General features: G+C 53.8%; 14 protein-coding genes. 4 read left to right on the forward strand and 10 right to left on the reverse strand.

What is annotated here, in order from left to right; genetic code table 11:
* Positions 1-25 precede the first annotated feature (25 nt).
* From FOV68_RS16400 to FOV68_RS16410, 3 genes are read left to right on the forward strand one after another with little or no spacing between them, the layout of a single operon-like run.
* Positions 26-1,441 carry a sodium:solute symporter family protein gene (locus tag FOV68_RS16400; protein WP_031292876.1) on the forward strand — a complete coding sequence of 472 codons (1,416 nt, stop codon included), beginning with the start codon at positions 26-28 and terminating at the stop codon, positions 1,439-1,441.
* A 1-nt stretch (position 1,442) separates the two neighbouring features.
* Positions 1,443-2,639, forward strand: a complete 1,197-nt coding sequence (locus tag FOV68_RS16405; RefSeq protein ID WP_143991223.1) for an exo-alpha-sialidase — start codon at positions 1,443-1,445, stop codon at positions 2,637-2,639.
* Between the two features lie 8 nt (positions 2,640-2,647).
* A complete protein-coding gene (locus tag FOV68_RS16410) occupies positions 2,648-3,319 on the forward strand; it encodes an SDR family NAD(P)-dependent oxidoreductase (protein ID WP_186289761.1) in 672 nt (223 codons plus the stop codon).
* Positions 3,320-3,380: 61 nt separating this feature from the next.
* On the opposite strand, the gene yacL is transcribed toward FOV68_RS16410, so the two are convergent.
* The 4 genes from yacL to FOV68_RS16430 form a co-directional block, all read right to left on the reverse strand.
* A complete protein-coding gene (gene yacL, locus FOV68_RS16415) occupies positions 3,381-3,758 on the reverse strand; it encodes a protein YacL (protein WP_010253973.1) in 378 nt (125 codons plus the stop codon).
* Positions 3,759-3,948: 190 nt separating this feature from the next.
* Positions 3,949-6,546: a bifunctional aconitate hydratase 2/2-methylisocitrate dehydratase gene (gene acnB, locus FOV68_RS16420; RefSeq protein ID WP_115064838.1), complete on the reverse strand. Its 2,598-nt coding sequence runs from the start codon at positions 6,544-6,546 to the stop codon at positions 3,949-3,951.
* Between the two features lie 425 nt (positions 6,547-6,971).
* Positions 6,972-7,829, reverse strand: coding sequence for an MBL fold metallo-hydrolase (locus tag FOV68_RS16425; RefSeq protein WP_064703404.1), 858 nt, complete (start codon positions 7,827-7,829; stop codon positions 6,972-6,974).
* A gap of 86 nt (positions 7,830-7,915) precedes the next feature.
* A complete protein-coding gene (locus FOV68_RS16430) occupies positions 7,916-8,425 on the reverse strand; it encodes a phenolic acid decarboxylase (protein WP_039391324.1) in 510 nt (169 codons plus the stop codon).
* Positions 8,426-8,530: 105 nt separating this feature from the next.
* Here FOV68_RS16430 and FOV68_RS16435 point away from each other — a divergent pair, with 105 nt between their 5' ends.
* The gene (locus tag FOV68_RS16435) at positions 8,531-9,430 is read left to right on the forward strand and encodes a LysR family transcriptional regulator (RefSeq protein ID WP_031593562.1); all 900 of its coding nucleotides are present in this window, start codon (positions 8,531-8,533) and stop codon (positions 9,428-9,430) included.
* Between the two features lie 709 nt (positions 9,431-10,139).
* Here FOV68_RS16435 and FOV68_RS16445 read toward each other — a convergent pair.
* The 6 genes from FOV68_RS16445 to pdhR all read right to left on the reverse strand — a co-directional run bounded on the left by FOV68_RS16445 (position 10,140) and on the right by pdhR (position 17,989).
* Positions 10,140-10,565, reverse strand: a complete 426-nt coding sequence (locus FOV68_RS16445) for a type II toxin-antitoxin system HicB family antitoxin (RefSeq protein ID WP_083070549.1) — start codon at positions 10,563-10,565, stop codon at positions 10,140-10,142.
* Positions 10,566-10,591: 26 nt separating this feature from the next.
* A complete protein-coding gene (locus FOV68_RS16450) occupies positions 10,592-10,771 on the reverse strand; it encodes a type II toxin-antitoxin system HicA family toxin (protein ID WP_143991225.1) in 180 nt (59 codons plus the stop codon).
* Positions 10,772-10,953: 182 nt separating this feature from the next.
* Positions 10,954-12,378, reverse strand: a complete 1,425-nt coding sequence (lpdA, locus tag FOV68_RS16455; RefSeq protein ID WP_010253950.1) for a dihydrolipoyl dehydrogenase — start codon at positions 12,376-12,378, stop codon at positions 10,954-10,956.
* Positions 12,379-12,538: 160 nt separating this feature from the next.
* Positions 12,539-14,440 (reverse strand): pyruvate dehydrogenase complex dihydrolipoyllysine-residue acetyltransferase, encoded by a 1,902-nt coding sequence (gene aceF, locus FOV68_RS16460; protein ID WP_143789952.1) that lies wholly within the window; start codon positions 14,438-14,440, stop codon positions 12,539-12,541.
* Between the two features lie 14 nt (positions 14,441-14,454).
* The gene (aceE, locus tag FOV68_RS16465) at positions 14,455-17,121 is read right to left on the reverse strand and encodes a pyruvate dehydrogenase (acetyl-transferring), homodimeric type (RefSeq protein ID WP_010253944.1); all 2,667 of its coding nucleotides are present in this window, start codon (positions 17,119-17,121) and stop codon (positions 14,455-14,457) included.
* Between the two features lie 103 nt (positions 17,122-17,224).
* A complete protein-coding gene (gene pdhR / locus FOV68_RS16470; RefSeq protein WP_010253942.1) occupies positions 17,225-17,989 on the reverse strand; it encodes a pyruvate dehydrogenase complex transcriptional repressor PdhR in 765 nt (254 codons plus the stop codon).
* Positions 17,990-18,445 lie beyond the last annotated feature (456 nt).

Here is an 18,445-nt window from a genome sequence, read left to right on the forward strand (position 1 = left end):
ATCTGCCAGAACAATCGAGGTCATGATGAAAGCATTTTCAACTGAGAGCACCTTACTGATCGTCGGCATGGTGGTCGCCTATATCCTGTTCACCACCTGGCTCACCTGGCGGCTGCGCAGTAAAACCAGCGGCGACTTTATGGAAGGCTCGCGCGCCATGCCTGCTTTTATCGTCGGCATTATGCTGATGTCTGAATATATCGGGGCAAAATCCACCATCGGCACCGCGCAGGCGGCGTTTGAAGATGGCTTCGCCGCCTCATGGTCGGTGATTGGTGCAGCTATTGGTTTCCCGCTGTTTGGCCTGATTCTGGTTAAGCGCATCTACAACACCGGAAAGATCACTATCTCCGGTGCTATCGCCGAGAAATATGGCAGCTCGACCAAGAATATTATCTCGCTGATCATGATCTATGCGCTGTTGCTGGTGAACGTCGGTAACTACATCAGCGGCGCGGCGGCAATCTCCACCGTGCTGAAGATCGACCTGACCCAGGCTGCCTTTATCACTGCGGTGGTCAGCACCTTCTACTTTGCGTTTGGCGGCATGAAAGGCGTGGCCTGGGTCACGCTGCTGCACAGCGCCATCAAGTATATGGGGATCCTGATTATCCTCTATGTGGCGCTGAAGATGACCGGGGGCGTCGCCCCAATGATGGAGAAAATGCCGGCGTTCTACTGGACATGGGATGGTCACGTCGGTGCCAGTACGATTGTGGCCTGGCTGATCGGGACTGTAGGTTCGATCTTCTGTACCCAGTTTGTGATCCAGGCGATCTCCTCCACCAAAGATGTGAAGTCAGCGAAGCGCGCTACCTGGGTCGCCTTCTTCTTCTGCCTGCCGATTGGTCTGGCGATGGCGCTGATTGGCGTGGCAGCGAAGTTTGCTCACCCGGATATCAAGAGCCTCTATGCGCTGCCGGTATTTCTGCAGGATATGTCACCGTGGCTGGCGGGCATTGTCACCACCTCGCTGGTGGCCTCGATTTTCGTCAGCGTCGGTACCGTGGCGCTGGCCATCGCCTCGCTGGTGGTGAAAGACTTTTACGTGCCTTATCGTAATCCTACGCCAGAGCGCGAATTTAAAATGACGCGCTGGATCTCGATTGGCATCGGCTTCTTCCCGCTGCTGTTTGTTCTGTTCTTCCCGGAAGTGCTGAAGCTCTCGTTCTTTACCCGTGCGATTCGCCTGTCCATTACCGTTGTGGCGATCATGGCGTTCTACCTGCCGTGGTTTAAGAGCACACGCGGCGCCAATGCCGGTCTGATTGGCGCCTGCGTTGTCACCTCCGTCTGGTTCCTGATGGGTAACCCGTTTGGTATCGACAATATGTACGTGGCGCTGATCACCCCGGCAATTATTATGGTGATTGACCGCTGTATCCCGTCACGCCAGTCTCAGCCTCAATCGCAACACAATGCACAAAACAGTGGAGCCTAATATGACTCAGGAAACCGTCACCGCAGAACGCACCGGCCTGCTTGCGCCTCACCCGCAGGATAGCGCGCAGCAGGTTGCGATGCTGCCCTCCTCCTGCCCGCAAAACCACGCAGCTAACCTGCTGCCGCTGCCCGATGGCGATCTGCTTTGCGTCTGGTTTGGCGGCACGCAGGAAGGGATTGCCGATATCTCTGTCTGGTGTTCACGGCTGCGAAAAGGCAGCGATCGCTGGAGTGAAGCACAAAAACTCTCTGACGATCCGGGCCGTTCAGAACAGAATCCGGTGCTGTTTCTCGATCCCGACCAGGTGCTGTGGCTGCTGTGGACGGCGCAGAAATCGGGCAATCAGGACACCGCGATAGTTCGCTATCGCCAGTCTCACGATCTGGGCCAGAGCTGGGGGGAGATCAAAACGCTGCTGGATAAGCCCGGCACCTTTATTCGCCAGCCGATTGTGGTGCTGCCCAACGGTAACTGGTTGCTGCCGGTGTTTTACTGCCTGACGCAGCCCGGCGAAAAGTGGGTCGGCAGCTATGACGTGAGCGCGGTAAAAATCTCAGAAGATAAAGGCCAGAGCTGGCGCGACGTAAGCGTGCCTGACAGCACCGGCTGCGTTCATATGAACGTTACCCTGCTGGATGATGGCTCGCTGCTGGCGCTCTACCGCAGCCGCTGGGCCGACCACATCTATCAGAGCCGCTCGTTTGATCAGGGTGAAAGCTGGAGCGCGCCACAGCCGTTGTCGCTGCCCAACAATAACTCCTCAATTCAGGTCACAACGCTGCGCAATGGTCATCTGGCGCTGGTGTTCAATGCCATGAGCGCCGAAGGTGCCAGCGAACGCCGGTTGTCGCTGTATGACGAAATTGAAGATGATGAAGAGGAAAGTGATGTTGCCGTCGCCGCTGAGCCGGTGGTGCACAGCGGCCGCACCGCTTTCTGGGGTGCGCCTCGTGCGCCGATGACGCTGGCTATCTCAACGGATGGCGGTAAAAGCTGGCCGCTGCAGCGCAATCTGGATGAGGGCGATGGCTACTGCATGACCAATAACTCCCAGCAGAAATTAAACCGTGAGTTCTCCTATCCCAGCATTAAACAGGGCCTGGATGGCGAACTGCATATCGCCTACACCTGGTATCGTCAGGCGATTAAATATGTACGGGTTGAGGAGTCATGGGTGCAGGGAGGTGATGCGTGATTGAACGGATGGCGCTGGTGACCGGGGCCAGCTCCGGCATCGGTCAGGCGGTTGTGGATCGCCTGCTAAATGAAGGCTGGCATGTGACCGGCCTGAGCCGCTCGGCGATAAGCCGGGCAGAAGCGGGCTGGCAGAGCCATCAGATCGATATCAGCGACAGCGCGGCACTGAAGGCTTTGCTGGACGCGCTGCCGGTGCCGCAGGCGGTGATCCATGCAGCCGGTATAATGCAGGCGGCACCGCTTGGAGAGCTGGATCTGAGCGCCAGCGCACGTCTGTGGCAACTGCATGTTGCCGCCGCAGAACAGCTGGCGAATCATTTTGCACCGCGGATGCGTGCGGGTGGCAGAATTGTGCTGCTGGGCAGTCGTACGTCAGGCGGCGCGGCAGGCCGCAGTCAGTATGTCGCCACCAAATCGGCGATGATCGGTATGGTGCGCAGCTGGGCAGCGGAACTCGCTCCGCGCGGCATTACTGCCAATATTGTGGCGCCAGGCGCCACCGAAACACCGATGCTGCAACAGCCGGGCCGGGCCAGTTCACCGCCCCGTCTGCCACCCATTGGCCGCTATATTCAGCCGCAGGAAGTGGCCGGACTGGTCGATTTCCTGCTCTCCCCTGCGGCGGCGGCGATCACCGGCCAGCAGCTGGTCATGTGCGGTGGTGCATCGCTGAGTTAGTTAACAGGCCGGGCTGCTGAGTTCGCCCGGCCTTATAACCGTAAGGGATTGCCTTACTGTCTTACCGTACGGGTTTGCCGTACTGGTTCATAAACTGGCGATACGCGGCGATCACCAGCTGAAAATCTTCAATGCCGCAGAATGAGAGGCTCTCTTCGTCGTAGTAGTTCATCCCCTCTTCCATACCGTCATCTTCCAGAGCCAGCAGGTTGGCGCGGATCATCACTTCCTCTTCATCCAGCAGAATAGTGTACTCGCTGCCGATCCGTTGCCACTGACGTACGCTGCCTTTGACATCTTCAATGGCGGCCTCAACTTCATCCAGCAATCCCGGATCGTTTTTGACCTCTTCGTTGAACCAGTGGCCGACCGCTTCATGATCCATCGACATGCGAACCTTAATCTGTCCGGTCACATCGCGTAAAAATTCATATTCCATCGCCCGTTCCTCTCAACGTCGTCGCCTCACCTGATAAGTGTCCGTGCTGCTCTCGCTGCAAAGTGTGACACGTCGCGCATTATTACAGGCTGTCTGCCGAAAGCCAGCTTTTGATCGTCTCTCTCCCCCATGCTGAGACGAAAAAAAGGGGCGAATCATCGCCCCTTATTCATGCCTGCAAGGTGAAGAATCAGACCGCGGTCTGGAAAATCACGCCATCAGCTTTGTCGGTGTACTGCGTCAGCTGGTCGAAGTTGAGATAGCGATACGTGTCGCTGGCCGTTTTATCGACCTGCGCCATGAATTGCTGATACTCATCCGGCGTTGGCAGTTTGCCAAGCAGAGACGCGACTGCAGCCAGCTCCGCTGACGCCAGGTAGACGTTAGCGCCGTTACCCAGACGGTTCGGGAAGTTACGGGTCGAGGTAGAGACCACCGTCGAACCATCTGCAACACGTGCCTGGTTACCCATGCAGAGTGAACAGCCTGGGATCTCAATACGCGCCCCGCTCTTACCGAATACGCTGTAGTAGCCTTCTTCGGTCAGCTGCGCCGCATCCATCTTGGTTGGCGGTGCCACCCACAGACGGGTTGGCAGCTGGCCTTTGTGGCTATCCAGCAGTTTACCGGCTGCACGGAAGTGACCAATGTTGGTCATGCATGAGCCGATAAACACTTCGTCGATCTTCTCACCCTGAACGTCAGAGAGCAGACGTGCATCGTCCGGATCGTTTGGCGCACAGAGGATTGGCTCTTTGATTTCAGCCAGATCGATTTCGATCACCGCGGCATATTCAGCATCGGCATCCGGCTCAAGCAACTGAGGATCGGCCAGCCATTTCTCCATACCTTCAATGCGACGCTCCAGCGTACGACGATCGCCGTAGCCTTCTGCGATCATCCACTTCAGCAGCACAATGTTGGAGCTGAGGTATTCGATAATCGGCGCTTTATCCAGCTTGATGGTACAGCCCGCAGCGGAACGTTCTGCTGACGCATCGGACAGCTCAAACGCCTGCTCGACTTTCAGATCCGGCAGACCTTCAATCTCCAGGATGCGACCAGAGAAGATGTTTTTCTTACCTTTCTTCTCAACGGTCAGCAGCCCCTGTTTGATGGCATACAGCGGAATGGCGTGAACCAGATCGCGCAGGGTAATGCCCGGCTCCATCTTACCTTTGAAGCGCACCAGAACCGATTCCGGCATGTCGAGCGGCATAACGCCGGTCGCGGCGGCAAACGCCACCAGGCCTGAACCCGCCGGGAAAGAGATGCCGATAGGGAAACGGGTGTGCGAGTCACCACCGGTACCAACGGTATCCGGCAGCAGCATACGGTTCAGCCAGCTGTGGATGATGCCGTCACCCGGACGCAGTGACACACCACCGCGGTTCATGATGAAGTCTGGCAGCGTATGGTGCGTGCTCACATCCACCGGCTTAGGATACGCGGCGGTGTGACAGAACGACTGCATCACCAGATCGGTAGAGAAGCCCAGGCAAGCCAGATCTTTCAGCTCGTCACGGGTCATCGGGCCGGTGGTATCCTGCGAGCCAACCGAGGTCATCTTAGGTTCGCAATAGGCACCCGGACGAACGCCGGTAACGCCACAGGCGCGGCCAACCATTTTCTGCGCCAGTGAGAAACCACGGGTGCTCTCCGCGACATCTTTCGCCTGACGGAATACGGTGCTGTGCGGCAGACCCAGCGACTCGCGCGCTTTAGTAGTCAGACCGCGACCGATGATCAGCGGAATACGGCCACCGGCGCGCACTTCGTCAATCACTACTTCGGTTTTAAGCTCGAAGCTGGCCAGCAGCTCATTGGTTTCATGGTTGCGGACTTCGCCTTTGAATGGATAGATGTCGATCACATCGCCCATGTTCAGGTTGTTTACGTCCACTTCAATGGGCAGTGCGCCCGCATCTTCCATGGTGTTAAAGAAGATGGGTGCAATTTTGCTGCCCAGCACCACGCCGCCGCCTTTTTTATTTGGCACGTTCGGGATGTCGTCGCCCATAAACCACAGCACCGAGTTGGTGGCGGATTTACGTGAAGAACCGGTTCCGACAACATCACCGACATACGCCAGCGGGAAGCCTTTGGTCTTCAGAGCTTCGATCTGTTTGATCGGGCCGATATTACCCGCTTCATCAGGCTCAATGCCTTCACGGGCATTTTTCAGCATCGCCAGGGCGTGCAGAGGAATGTCTGGACGTGACCAGGCATCCTGGGCCGGAGAGAGATCGTCGGTGTTGGTTTCGCCAGTGACTTTAAACACGGTAACCGTGATCTTCTCTGCCAGTTCAGGCCGTGACAGATACCATTCTGCATCTGCCCAGGATTGCATCACCTGCTTCGCGTATTCATTACCCGCTTTCGCTTTCTCTTCGACATCATAGAAGTTGTCGAACATCAGCAGCGTGTGTGAAAGGGCTTTAGCGGCAATAGGAGCCAGTTTGCTATCGTCCAGTGCCTCAATCAGCGGATGAATATTGTAACCGCCCTGCATGGTGCCAAGCAGTTCAACCGCTTTTTCAGAAGATATCAGAGGAGAGGTTGCTTCGCCTTTAGCGACAGCCGCCAGGAAACCAGCTTTGACATACGCCGCTTCATCGACGCCAGGTGGGACGCGGTTGACCAATAAATCGATCAAAAATTCTTCTTCACCCGCAGGTGGATTTTTTAGCAGTTCAACCAGCGCGGCCATTTGGGAAGCCTCTAAAGGCTTAGGTACAATTCCCTGGGCAGCACGCTCGGCAACGTGCTTACGGTATTCTTCTAGCACGACGTTATCCTCGCTCTCATTATGTAGGGCTTTCCGACCACCTTGCTCACTTATGGAGAACAATCTTCCCTTTCTCGTCCAGGTTGAGGTGCCCGGTTTCGCGGAGGGCAGAATAGCAGTATTTCGTCTGTTTGTTAATCTGTTTACAAAAATACAACATAATCCACTACGGCCATTCTGCCCGCTTAACTCCCCGCATCAGCCAGCTGAGTCGGCTGAATGGGTCTCTCTGCAGCGTACCGCATTCCGCACAAATGGCTGCAGGTTTACGTCAGCTTTGCCGTGACTTTAGCGAAGTGATTCAGTGAAATAGATAACTGACAGGAATAGAAGCCGGCGCGCATCGGGTTTATAGCGGAGGTGAGCTCAGGAGGATAACAACACCAGGCCGGAAATCAGCCTGGTCTGTTTTGCGCTTAAGAGGATTACAGCGTCGTTTTCATTTCCCGCAGGGATTCCGGCCAGTCACCCGGCCAGACGTAGTGATCTTTCAGAATCCGGGCGCTGTAGTCGAGACAGATTTTCACTGGCAGGTTGGGATAAATTCGCTCCATCTCCTGCACCAGCTCTTCGCTGTTATTGACCTTATGCAGCGTCTTAATGAAATCTTTGATATAGGTGCGGGTAAAGCCAATTGCCGACGGGCTAAGGCTTGGCGTGGTTCGCGAGTGCCCGGGAATCAGCACTTTCGGCTCCAGCGCTTCGAGCGTATCCAGACTTTCCATCCATTTCGCCATACGCTCCGGCGTACGCATATCGGCAATCCAGACGTGTGCGTCAGCGAAGACCACATCTGAGGCAATCAGCGTTTTGGTCGAGGGGATCCAGAGCGGTGTGACCCGGATACAATCGCCGCTGAGATCGCTCAGAATTTTAATCTGCTGCCCTTCCAGCCAGATTGTATCCTCTTCCAGTTCAGTAATCGGAAAGGTGGTGCGGGCACCATTCTCTTTTAATACCTGCTTACCCCAGTAATCAATTTTAAAGTCGAAGGCATCATTAACGTCTTCGGCGACCTGCTTATAAGAGAAAATTTCGGCATCCGGAAAGACGGATTTAATCACTTCAAGACCCAGAAAATGATCGGGGTGCAGATGCGTAATAAAAATGCGTTTCAGGTCGAGACCAGTTTCGATAATTTCAGCGACTAACCGATGCGCATTCGCCAGCGTAAACTGGGCATCAACTAACATCGCCTCTTTCTCGCCCATGATGAGGGTGGAACTGACACCGAAACCGTCGTGCTGGTCACTACTGATAAAAACCTTCGTCGATAAATCCATTTTTCGTCCTCGCAAGTTACACGTCAGAAGCTACAAGACAGAAACTGCTATTCAGAAGAGGTCGTCATGACCTCTTCTGTGCATGCTTAATTTTTCAGATTGTCCGGAAAATTGGCGGGCAGCTGGTCTGGCGGACAGTCGATCACGCTTTCGTTATTTTCACCCACATCGCGGATTACGGTCAGCGTCGCGAACTCATCAATCACTTCGGTTGGATAAGCCGGGCCCGCTTCGCGGAATTTTGCCATCTCTTCCAGATGATCATTCTGGAAGCAGACGGTTTTCTCCGGATTATTCATTACCCAGCGCGGGAAGAAGATGGTGCCGTGGAAAATTTTATCAGCCAGATTAACGGCCAGGCTGACATCGGTACCGGTTGGTTCAGTCCAGGAAACTTTATAGACATCCTGCGCCAGACGAACGACATAGACATGCTGATTTTTAACCCAGCGATTACCGACCATACCGCTGTGAATGCGATAGTCGATGGTGCTGGCGTTTTTAATGTAGAGCTCGTAATTCCAGCCGTTGTCATAGGTGTAAACCAGATGTTTGCCGACGATGCCAGACAGGTCATGTTTATCGAAAGTGCTCATAGTTAATTCCTCATTTGTTTTCCTTGAGAAGATTATTGCGCGTTACAAAACCGATTAATAACGCTATTTTTAGCACTAAATCATTTAATTTTTAGATGAGTTATCATGTACAAGACAACACTCGAACAGTGGTATCTGCTTGATGCCGTAGTGAATGAAGGGAGTTTTGCGCTGGCAGCGGAGAAGAACAATCGCAGCCAGTCATCACTGAGTTATCAGCTGAGCCTGTTACAACAGCGACTGGGTTTGACACTGTTACAGCAGGAGGGCCGCCGCGCTGTTCTGAGTGCAGAGGGACATCAGTTGCTCGCGCAGGTGCGTCCGCTGCTGGAGGGATTCGGCGCGCTTGAGGCGCAGGCCAGTGCACTGCAACGCGGCGAACGGTCGCGCATCGATCTGATGGTCGATGCGACGCTGCCCAAACCCTTGCTGTTTGATGTGCTTCAGACCTTTCAGCAACGCTATCCGCATGTCCGCATCTGGTTTAGCGAAATCGTCCGAAGCGAAACGCCTGACAGACTGGCGGAAAATCAGGCTGATCTCTGGCTGGTGGCACAATATGGCGACACGCCGTTAGCAGGCGAAAGCCTGATGAGTGTCGATTTCGTCGCCGTCGCCCATCGCGACCACCCGCTGCATCGTGAATCCGCCCCGCTTAGTGCTGCTACGCTGGCACGCTGGCCCTGCATTACCATTCTGGATCGTCAGCAACAGCAGCAGTCAGAGGTCAATGGCGATCAGGCGGAAAACTGGTCCTTCACGACGCTGTCGGCAGCCATTGAAGCGGTCCAGCATCAGTTAGGTTATGGCTGGCTGCCGGAACAGAATATCGCCGCACTGTTAGAGAGCGGTGAGCTCCGTCCACTGCCGCTGTTACAGGGCCGCCGACGCAGTAGTTCGCTGGTGATGCATATGAACGAAGAGAGACTGCCCGGCAACAGCGCCATTGCTGCACTGGCACAGATGTTTATTGAACGGGTGGCTGCATGGGAGATGCGTGGTTAGATGAAGGTTTAGTCGTGATTTGTGAAGGATAGACTGGGCATTGAAAAATAATATCGGCGGGGAACTGCCGGTGTATTCCCCTCTGGCGTGGGGAATACCAACATGTCACAGCAGAACGCCAACACCACGGCGGTTTATCCCCGCTGGCGCGGGGAACACACAGATTACGACGCTGCCGAACAATTGAGACTCGGTTTATCCCCGCTGGCGCGGGGAACACACAGATTACGACGCTGCCGAACAATTGAGACTCGGTTTATCCCCGCTGGCGCGGGGAACACACATGGAATCCCTCCAGTGCATCAGTAATGGCCGGTTTATCCCCGCTAGCGCGGGGAACACGCAGTTTCAGCAGCATCGGCTGCTGCTGCCAGGCGGTTTACCCCCGCTAGCGCGGGGAACACTCTTAACATATATAGCTGTAAAATATGATGATTTTACCCTCATAAAAAATCACCACTAAATTCACGTATTTAAAGATCAGTAACTCACTGATTTATAAGAGTCAGGAAGAGAATCAGCCGCAGTCCATCCAGATTCACCGGAATATGCATTCTTACACCGGTTTTATCAATCAGGATAAAGCATCATTAGAGACATTAACCTGACCATACGTGAGAAAGATCATGGCAGCGGCTGAAGGGGTAAAAACTCATAAACTGTGCCTTTTGATTCTTCTGCCACCAATAAATTTAGCTATCGCGCAGACTTACTTTTGAGGCCTGTTAATCGGAGCAGTAATACGCTCAAGCGCTATCTGAGCCAGAAAGCCCGAGCGACTTTTGTATTCCGGGTGTGAAGCCACACAACGATCAATCCGATCAATTAGCGACCTGGGTAAAGTGACATTGATTTTTTCAGAGCCGCCCAGCAAGCGAATGACATCAACATCAACCAATGCCCAGATATAACCCTGATAGTCAGGATTCGTGGCCAGAGCCTCAATGGTGGACACGGCAGGGATCTCATGACCGAGCTCTACACATAATTCGATATGCCCCGTGATAGCCTCTTTGGCGTTTTTGATGGCTTCATCAAGAGTATCTGCGGCAGAGAAACACCCTGGTAAATCGGGAACGATTACGCCGTATGCGTGTTCGTGATCACCCGCTTCAATCGCGATTGGATAAAACATATTCATACCTCTACGGGCAAGCGGGATTAAATTCTCGCTTGTTTCCTGATGCTCTTTACCGTACCGACCGGTAAGTCTTTTTTAGGATGGGGTACTGTAACCAGCCCCGGTTTTGTCGGATGTGTGAAATGGTGAAGGCTACCGTTTATCCTTGTCAGAACCCAGCCATCAGCCTTCATTTCGGAAATTAACGTGCTGCTATCCATCCCTGTGTCCTGTCGCGTCCCGATGAAAGTACGATAACTCTAATAACTCTCACAGGCAACGTTTTCAGGGTTATTGGGGTTACCTTTAATGTTAACCCAAATCGATTCTTGCCATACAGCACCAAACTCCAGGCGAAAAAAAAGCCCCCAAAACGGGAGCTTTTTTCTTTAGTAGCAGAAACTTATTTCTTCTTCGCTTTCGCGTTAGGCAGATCGGTGATGCTGCCTTCGAAGATTTCTGCTGCCAGACCAACTGACTCATGCAGGGTCGGGTGAGCGTGGATAGTCAGCGCAATATCTTCCGCATCACAACCCATCTCAATCGCCAGACCGATTTCGCCTAACAGCTCGCCGCCGTTAGTACCGACAATCGCGCCACCAATAATCCGGTGCGTCTCTTTGTCGAAAATCAGTTTGGTCATACCGTCTGCACAATCAGAAGCGATAGCACGGCCTGAGGCTGCCCACGGGAAGGTGGAGGTCTCGTAGCTGATGCCCTTCTCTTTCGCTTCTTTCTCGGTCAGACCGACCCAGGCAACTTCTGGCTCAGTATAGGCAATTGAAGGGATCACTTTCGGATCGAAGTAGTGCTTCAGACCGGAGATCACTTCTGCCGCCACGTGGCCTTCATGCACGCCTTTGTGCGCCAGCATTGGCTGACCGACGATGTCGCCGATAGCATAGATGTGTGGCACGTTGGTACGCATCTGCTTGTCGACGCGAATGAAGCCGCGATCGTCCACTTCCACGCCCGCTTTACCGGCATCCAGACCTTTACCGTTCGGCACACGGCCGATCGCCACCAGCACCGCGTCGTAACGCTGCGCTTCGCCTGGTGCTTTTTTACCTTCCATTGAAACGTAAATGCCATCGTCTTTTGCTTCAACGGCGGTCACTTTGGTTTCCAGCATCAGGTTAAATTTCTTGCTGATTTTCTTGGTAAAGACTTTCACCACGTCTTTATCCGCAGCCGGGATAACCTGGTCGAACATCTCAACCACATCGATCTCTGAACCCAGCGCATGATAAACCGTCGCCATTTCCAGACCGATGATGCCGCCGCCCATGACCAGCAAGCGCTTCGGCACTTCTTTCAGTTCCAGCGCATCGGTAGAGTCCCAGACGCGTGGATCTTCATGTGGAATGAATGGCAGTTCGATTGGACGTGAACCCGCAGCGATAATGGCATTATCGAAGTTGATGGTGGTCGCGCCGCCTTCTCCTTCAACCACCAGGGTGTTAGCACCGGTGAATTTGCCAAGGCCGTTAACCACGGTCACTTTACGACCTTTTGCCATTCCTGACAGGCCGCCAGTCAACTGGTTGATAACCTTTTCTTTCCAGCTGCGAATCTTGTTGATATCAGTAGATGGCTGGCCAAACACAATGCCGTGCTCTTCAAGGGCTTTCGCCTCTTCAATCACTTTAGCAACGTGCAGCAGCGCTTTAGATGGGATACAACCGACGTTCAGACAAACACCACCCAGGGTGCTGTAACGCTCTACCAGTACGGTTTCCAGACCTAAATCCGCACAACGGAAGGCTGCAGAGTAACCTGCAGGACCTGCCCCAAGTACTACGACCTGGGTTTTAATCTCTGTACTCATCATGACCTCTTAATTGATATCCGGCGGGTCAGACTTTCTTATAATGCCCTTGTTCCACCGGGACTTTCACCGCAAGAGTTTACAGAATTGTTAACAAACTGCCAACCGCGGCGCGACGAATCGTTACAGGAAGGCCGGCTTCCGCCGGCCTTCTTTACATTTACATAACTAAACGACGAATGTCAGACAACATATTGCCGATGATGGTGATGAATCGCGCACCATCAGCACCGTCGATTACGCGGTGGTCGAAGGAGAGAGAAATCGGCATCATCAGACGCGGAGTAAACTCTTTACCGTTCCACACCGGCTCCATCGCCGATTTAGAAACACCCAGGATAGCCACTTCCGGCGCGTTCACGATTGGCGCAAAGTGCGTGGTGCCCAGGCCGCCCAGGCTGGATATGGTGAAGCATCCGCCCTGCATGTCGCCCGCTGTCAGCTTACCGTCACGCGCTTTCTTCGAAATCGCCATCAGTTCACGAGACAGCTCGGTGATGCCTTTCTTGTTCACGTCTTTAAAGACCGGAACCACCAGGCCATTTGGCGTATCAACCGCCACACCGATGTTGATATATTTTTTCAGCGTCAGTTTCTGCGCATCTTCAGACAGCGAGCTGTTGAAGCGTGGCATCTGCTCAAGCGCCGCCGCGACCGCTTTCATGATGAACACCACCGGGGTGTACTTCACATCCAGCTTACGCTTCTCTGCTTCAGCATTCTGCTGCTTACGGAAAGCTTCCAGATCGGTGATATCGGTTTTGTCGAAATGCGTAACGTGCGGGATCATCACCCAGTTACGGCTCAGGTTCGCGCCAGAAATTTTCTGGATACGACCCAGTTCGACTTCTTCGATTTCGCCAAACTTACTGAAATCAACTTTCGGCCATGGCAGCATGCCAGGCAGACCGCCGCCGCTGGCTGCAGCTGGTGCCGCTTCAGCGCGTTTCACGGCCTCTTTCACGTAAGTCTGCACGTCTTCTTTCAGAATGCGACCTTTACGGCCGGTGCCTTTGACTTTCGCCAGGTTAACACCGAACTCGCGCGCCAGGCGACGGATCACCGGGGTAGCGTGAACGTAAGCGTCGTTCTCTGCGAACTCACCTTTGCTATCCGCTTTAGCTGGAGCGGGTGCCGCGGCTTTAGCTTCAGATTTGGCAGCAGGAGCCGGTGCGGCTTCCTGTTTCGCGGCCGCAGGGGCAGCCGGAGCAGCACCTTCGACTTCGAACACCATGATCAGTGAGCCGGTGCTGACTTTATCGCCGGTCGCCACTTTCAGCTCTTTGACGGTACCTGCAAACGGCGCAGGCACTTCCATAGAGGCTTTGTCGCCTTCAACCACAATCAGTGACTGCTCAGCTTCAACTTTGTCGCCGACTTTGACCAGGATCTCGGTAACTTCAACTTCATCACCGCCGATATCCGGAACGTTAACGTCTTTTGCGCCTGCAGCCGCGGCAGGTGCCGATGCTGCTTCTTCTTTCACTTCTGGCTTCGCGTCAGAGACCGGTGCTGCGCCTTCTGCTTCAAAGACCATGATGGCTGAACCGGTGCTGACTTTGTCGCCGGTGGAAATAGTGATCTCTTTGACCACACCCGCGAACGGAGCCGGAACTTCCATCGACGCTTTATCGCCTTCCACCACAATCAGTGACTGCTCGGCTTCGACTTTGTCGCCAACCTTCACCAGAATCTCAGTGACTTCAACTTCGTCACCGCCGATATCCGGCACAGCCACTTCTTTGCTGGCAGTGGCCGCAGCAGCAGCTGGCGCTGGGGCCGCGTCCGCTTTTTTCTCTTCGGCCGCCGCAGGTGCTGCTTCCGCAGCGCCTTCAGCATCAAACACCATGATCAGTGAGCCGGTCTCAACTTTGTCACCGGTAGAGATTTTGATCTCTTTCACTACGCCAGCCTGCGGCGACGGCACTTCCATTGAGGCTTTGTCGCCTTCCACGGTGATCAGCGACTGCTCGGCTTCCACCTTGTCGCCAACTTTCACCAGAATCTCGGTGACTTCAACTTCGTCAGACCCGATATCCGGTACCTTAATTTCGATAGCCATTACTCTATTACCTCTTAAGCCAGACGCGGGTTAACTTTATCGGCATCGATATTGAATCGGGTGATCGCGTCGGCCACCACTTTCTTCTCGATCTCGCCGCGTTTAGCCAGCTCACCCAGCGCGGCAACCACCACATAAGATGCATCAACTTCAAAGTGATGACGCAGGTTCTCACGGCTGTCAGAGCGACCAAAGCCATCGGTACCCAGTACGCGATAATCGCTGGCCGGGACATAGCTACGAACCTGCTCAGCGAACAGTTTCATGTAGTCGGTTGAGGCGACAGCAGGTGCGTCGTTCATCACCTGAGCGATATAAGGTACGCGCGCTTCTTCTGTCGGATGCAGCATGTTCCAGCGCTCACAATCCTGGCCATCACGTGCCAGTTCAGTAAACGAGGTGACGCTGTAGACATCAGAGCCGATACCGTAATCTTTCGCCAGGATCTGCGCAGCTTCACGCACATGACGCAGGATAGAACCTGAGCCCAGCAGCTGCACTTTGCCTTTGCTGCCGTCTACCGTTTCCAGTTTGTAGATACCCTTACGGATACCCTCTTCTGCACCAGCGGGCATTGCTGGCATATGGTAGTTTTCGTTCAGCGTGGTGATGTAGTAGTAAACGTTCTCCTGCGCTTCGCCATACATACGCACCAGACCGTCATGCATGATGACAGCCACTTCATAGGCGTAAGAAGGATCGTAGGAGATACAGTTCGGGATAGTCAGCGACTGAATGTGGCTGTGACCATCTTCATGCTGCAAACCTTCGCCGTTCAGGGTAGTACGACCTGAGGTGCCGCCGACCAGGAAGCCGCGCGCCTGTTGGTCGCCCGCCAGCCACATCAGATCGCCGATACGCTGGAAGCCGAACATCGAGTAATAGATGTAGAACGGGATCATCGGCAGGTTGTTGGTGCTGTAAGAGGTCGCCGCAGCCAGCCAGGATGAACCTGCGCCCAGCTCGTTGATCCCTTCCTGCAGAATCTGGCCTTTCTCATCTTCTTTATAGTAAGCAACCTGCTCGCGGTCCTGCGGGGTGTACTGCTGACCGTTCGGGCTGTAGATACCAATCTGACGGAACAGACCTTCCATACCAAAGGTACGCGCTTCATCTGCGAGGATCGGAACAAGACGATCTTTGATCGACTTGTTCTTCAGCATCACGTTCAGGGCACGCACAAAGGCGATGGTGGTTGAGATCTCTTTGTTCTGCTCATCCAGCAGCGCACTGAACTCTTCGAGTGCTGGCATTTCCAGCTTTTCAGTGAACTTCGGCTGACGCGTTGGCAGGTAGCCGCCTAACTTCTCACGCTGACCGTGCAGATACGTGTGCTCTTCAGAGCCCTTTTCAAAGGTCACGTACGGCAGTGATTCAATTTTGTCATCTGCGACTGGCACGTTGAAGCGATCACGGATATAGCGCACGCCATCCATGTTCATCTTCTTCACCTGGTGGGCAATGTTTTTGCCTTCCGCAGTGTCGCCCATACCATAACCTTTAATGGTATGCGCCAGGATCAGTACTGGCTTGCCTTTGGTGTCCTGCGCTTTTTTCAGTGCCGCGTAGATTTTCTTCGGATCGTGACCGCCACGGTTCAATGCCCAGATTTCATCATCGGACAGATCTTTAACCAGCGCGGCAGTTTCCGGATATTTACCAAAGAAGTGCTCACGCACATAGGCACCATCACGGGATTTGAAGGTCTGGTAGTCGCCGTCAACGGTTTCGTTCATCAGCTGAATCAGCTTGCCGCTGGTATCTTTGCGCAGCAGCTCATCCCACCGACCGCCCCAGATGACCTTGATCACTTCCCAGCCAGCGCCGGCAAAGATGCCTTCCAGCTCGTTGATGATCTTGCCATTACCGGTAACCGGGCCATCCAGACGCTGCAGGTTGCAGTTGATGATGAAGACCAGGTTATCCAGTTTTTCACGGGTCGCGATGGTGATCGCGCCTTTAGATTCTGGCTCATCCATCTCACCGTCACCCAGGAAGGCGTAAACGGTCTGAGCAGAGGTATCTTTCAGGCCACGGTGTTCCAGATACTTCAGGAACTTCGCCTGGTAGATAGCCGACAGCGGACCCAGACCCATTGATACGGTCGGGAACTGCCAGAATTCCGGCATTAATTTCGGGTGCGGATAAGAAGAGAGGCCTTTACCGTCAACTTCCTGACGGAAGTTATTCATCTGGTCTTCGGTCAGACGACCTTCAAGGAACGCACGGGCATAGATGCCGGGAGAGATGTGGCCCTGGAAATAGACCAGATCGCCGCCATCCTTCTCACTGCGCGCGCGGAAGAAGTGGTTGAAGCACACTTCATAAATCGTCGCAGAAGACTGGAAGGAGGACATGTGGCCGCCGAGTTCCAGATCTTTCTTCGATGCGCGCAGCACCGACATGATGGCGTTCCAGCGAATTGCGGAACGGATACGACGTTCAAGAGAGGTATTGCCCGGATAGTCGGGTTCATCTTCAACGGCAATAGAGTTGATGTAGTTGCTGATTGCAGAAGATCCTGCAGCCACGTTTACGCCGCCTTTGCGGGCTGCACCCAGTACCTGATCAATCAGATACTGTGCACGTTCAACACCTTCTTCACGGATGACCGATTCGATCGCCTGTAGCCAGTCACGAGTTTCAATCGGATCCACGTCATTGTGTAAACGTTCTGACATGGGTGTGTTCCTTATCTGTGTCTAATACGTTGAATAATCGGGAGCCTGTTAAAGCAGATGCAGGCAGGCTCGTCGCACATGTCCGTACGATCTTTGTCGCACGTTATTCCTTACGTTGCTGTAAACGACGCAGGGAGCGTTCTCGACGGCTCTGCTCCCGACTTCTGTCCAGCAAGATTTCCTCTATGAACGCCAGGTGACGGTGTGAAGCCTCGCGCGCTTTTTCTGGCTCACGAGCCACAATCGCCTCAAAGATTCTGGCGCGGTGACCGCTCACTTTTGCCAGCATTTCCCGGCGCGAGTAGAGCAATTCGAAATTCTGGCGAACGTTTTGTTCCAGCATAGGGCCCATTGAGCGTAGCAAATGTAAAAGCACAACATTATGGGCCGCTTCTGTGACAGCGATCTGATACTGCATCACTGCGTCCGCTTCGGCGTCTAAATCGCCGCTGTCCTGCGCCTGCTGGATATTCACATGGCAGTCGCGAATGCGCAGCAGGTCTTCCTCTGTGCCGCGCAGTGCCGCGTAATAGGCGGCGATGCCTTCTAAGGCATGGCGCGTTTCCAGCAGATCAAACTGTGATTCCGGATGGTCGGCGAGAAGCTCAACGAGTGGATCGCTTAAGCTTTGCCAGAGATTCTCCTGCACGAACGTTCCGCCACCCTGTCGGCGCAGCAATAATCCTTTGGCTTCTAAGCGCTGGATCGCTTCGCGGAGAGACGGACGTGAGACATCGAATTGTTTGGCGAGTTCGCGCTCAGGCAGCAGCTTCTCTCCCGGACGCAGGGTCCCTTCCATAATCAGCGATTCGAGCTGTTGCTCGATAGCGTCGGAGAGCTTAGGTTGGCGAATCTTACTGTAAGCCATCATCCCTTCTTATTAAGCCAATCGTCCGGAGTAAATTGGTAATACCAATTGCAAAGAGGTGCCGGTAAAGTAACAAAGTATTCACCTTGTGTCTATATGGTGTCTTCGACATTCACCTGCCCCCAAAGCCTGTGCTGGCGCTAACTTGCGGTTAAAAAAATGAAAAATTCGCGTTACCGAAAATGTTAAATAATTTCACTTTTACCAAACCTTACACCCGCTTAGCGCGTTAGCGCAGCGGCAGGCATAAGTGAAACCTATTCGTCATTAACGGAATTTCATGGCAGAAGTTGCTATGGGCAGACGTGACCAGGACGGCGTTTTTTCAGTCAACTCTCAGCACGAAAGGCGAAAGCAGGTGCAAAGCGATTCGCTTATCACTATTCTTGTCGCCAGGGTAGCAGATGGCACTATTCAGCACGCCAGATACCGTAAAATAATCAATACGTTATTGTA

The sequence above is a fragment of the Pantoea sp. paga genome, assembly GCF_007558755.1.
Classification (GTDB): domain Bacteria; phylum Pseudomonadota; class Gammaproteobacteria; order Enterobacterales; family Enterobacteriaceae; genus Pantoea; species Pantoea agglomerans.

Excerpts from the sequence above, each read along its gene's own strand:
- FOV68_RS16400 (WP_031292876.1), top strand. The coding sequence starts at position 26 with ATGAAAGCATTTTCAACTGAGAGCACCTTACTGATCGTCGGCATGGTG.
- FOV68_RS16405 (WP_143991223.1), top strand. The coding sequence starts at position 1,443 with ATGACTCAGGAAACCGTCACCGCAGAACGCACCGGCCTGCTTGCGCCT.
- FOV68_RS16410 (WP_186289761.1), top strand. The coding sequence starts at position 2,648 with ATGGCGCTGGTGACCGGGGCCAGCTCCGGCATCGGTCAGGCGGTTGTG.
- yacL (WP_010253973.1), bottom strand. The coding sequence starts at position 3,758 with ATGGAATATGAATTTTTACGCGATGTGACCGGACAGATTAAGGTTCGC.
- FOV68_RS16425 (WP_064703404.1), bottom strand. The coding sequence starts at position 7,829 with ATGGATTTATCGACGAAGGTTTTTATCAGTAGTGACCAGCACGACGGT.
- FOV68_RS16430 (WP_039391324.1), bottom strand. The coding sequence starts at position 8,425 with ATGAGCACTTTCGATAAACATGACCTGTCTGGCATCGTCGGCAAACAT.
- FOV68_RS16435 (WP_031593562.1), top strand. The coding sequence starts at position 8,531 with ATGTACAAGACAACACTCGAACAGTGGTATCTGCTTGATGCCGTAGTG.
- FOV68_RS16445 (WP_083070549.1), bottom strand. The coding sequence starts at position 10,565 with ATGTTTTATCCAATCGCGATTGAAGCGGGTGATCACGAACACGCATAC.
- FOV68_RS16450 (WP_143991225.1), bottom strand. The coding sequence starts at position 10,771 with ATGGATAGCAGCACGTTAATTTCCGAAATGAAGGCTGATGGCTGGGTT.
- lpdA (WP_010253950.1), bottom strand. The coding sequence starts at position 12,378 with ATGAGTACAGAGATTAAAACCCAGGTCGTAGTACTTGGGGCAGGTCCT.
- aceF (WP_143789952.1), bottom strand. The coding sequence starts at position 14,440 with ATGGCTATCGAAATTAAGGTACCGGATATCGGGTCTGACGAAGTTGAA.
- aceE (WP_010253944.1), bottom strand. The coding sequence starts at position 17,121 with ATGTCAGAACGTTTACACAATGACGTGGATCCGATTGAAACTCGTGAC.
- pdhR (WP_010253942.1), bottom strand. The coding sequence starts at position 17,989 with ATGGCTTACAGTAAGATTCGCCAACCTAAGCTCTCCGACGCTATCGAG.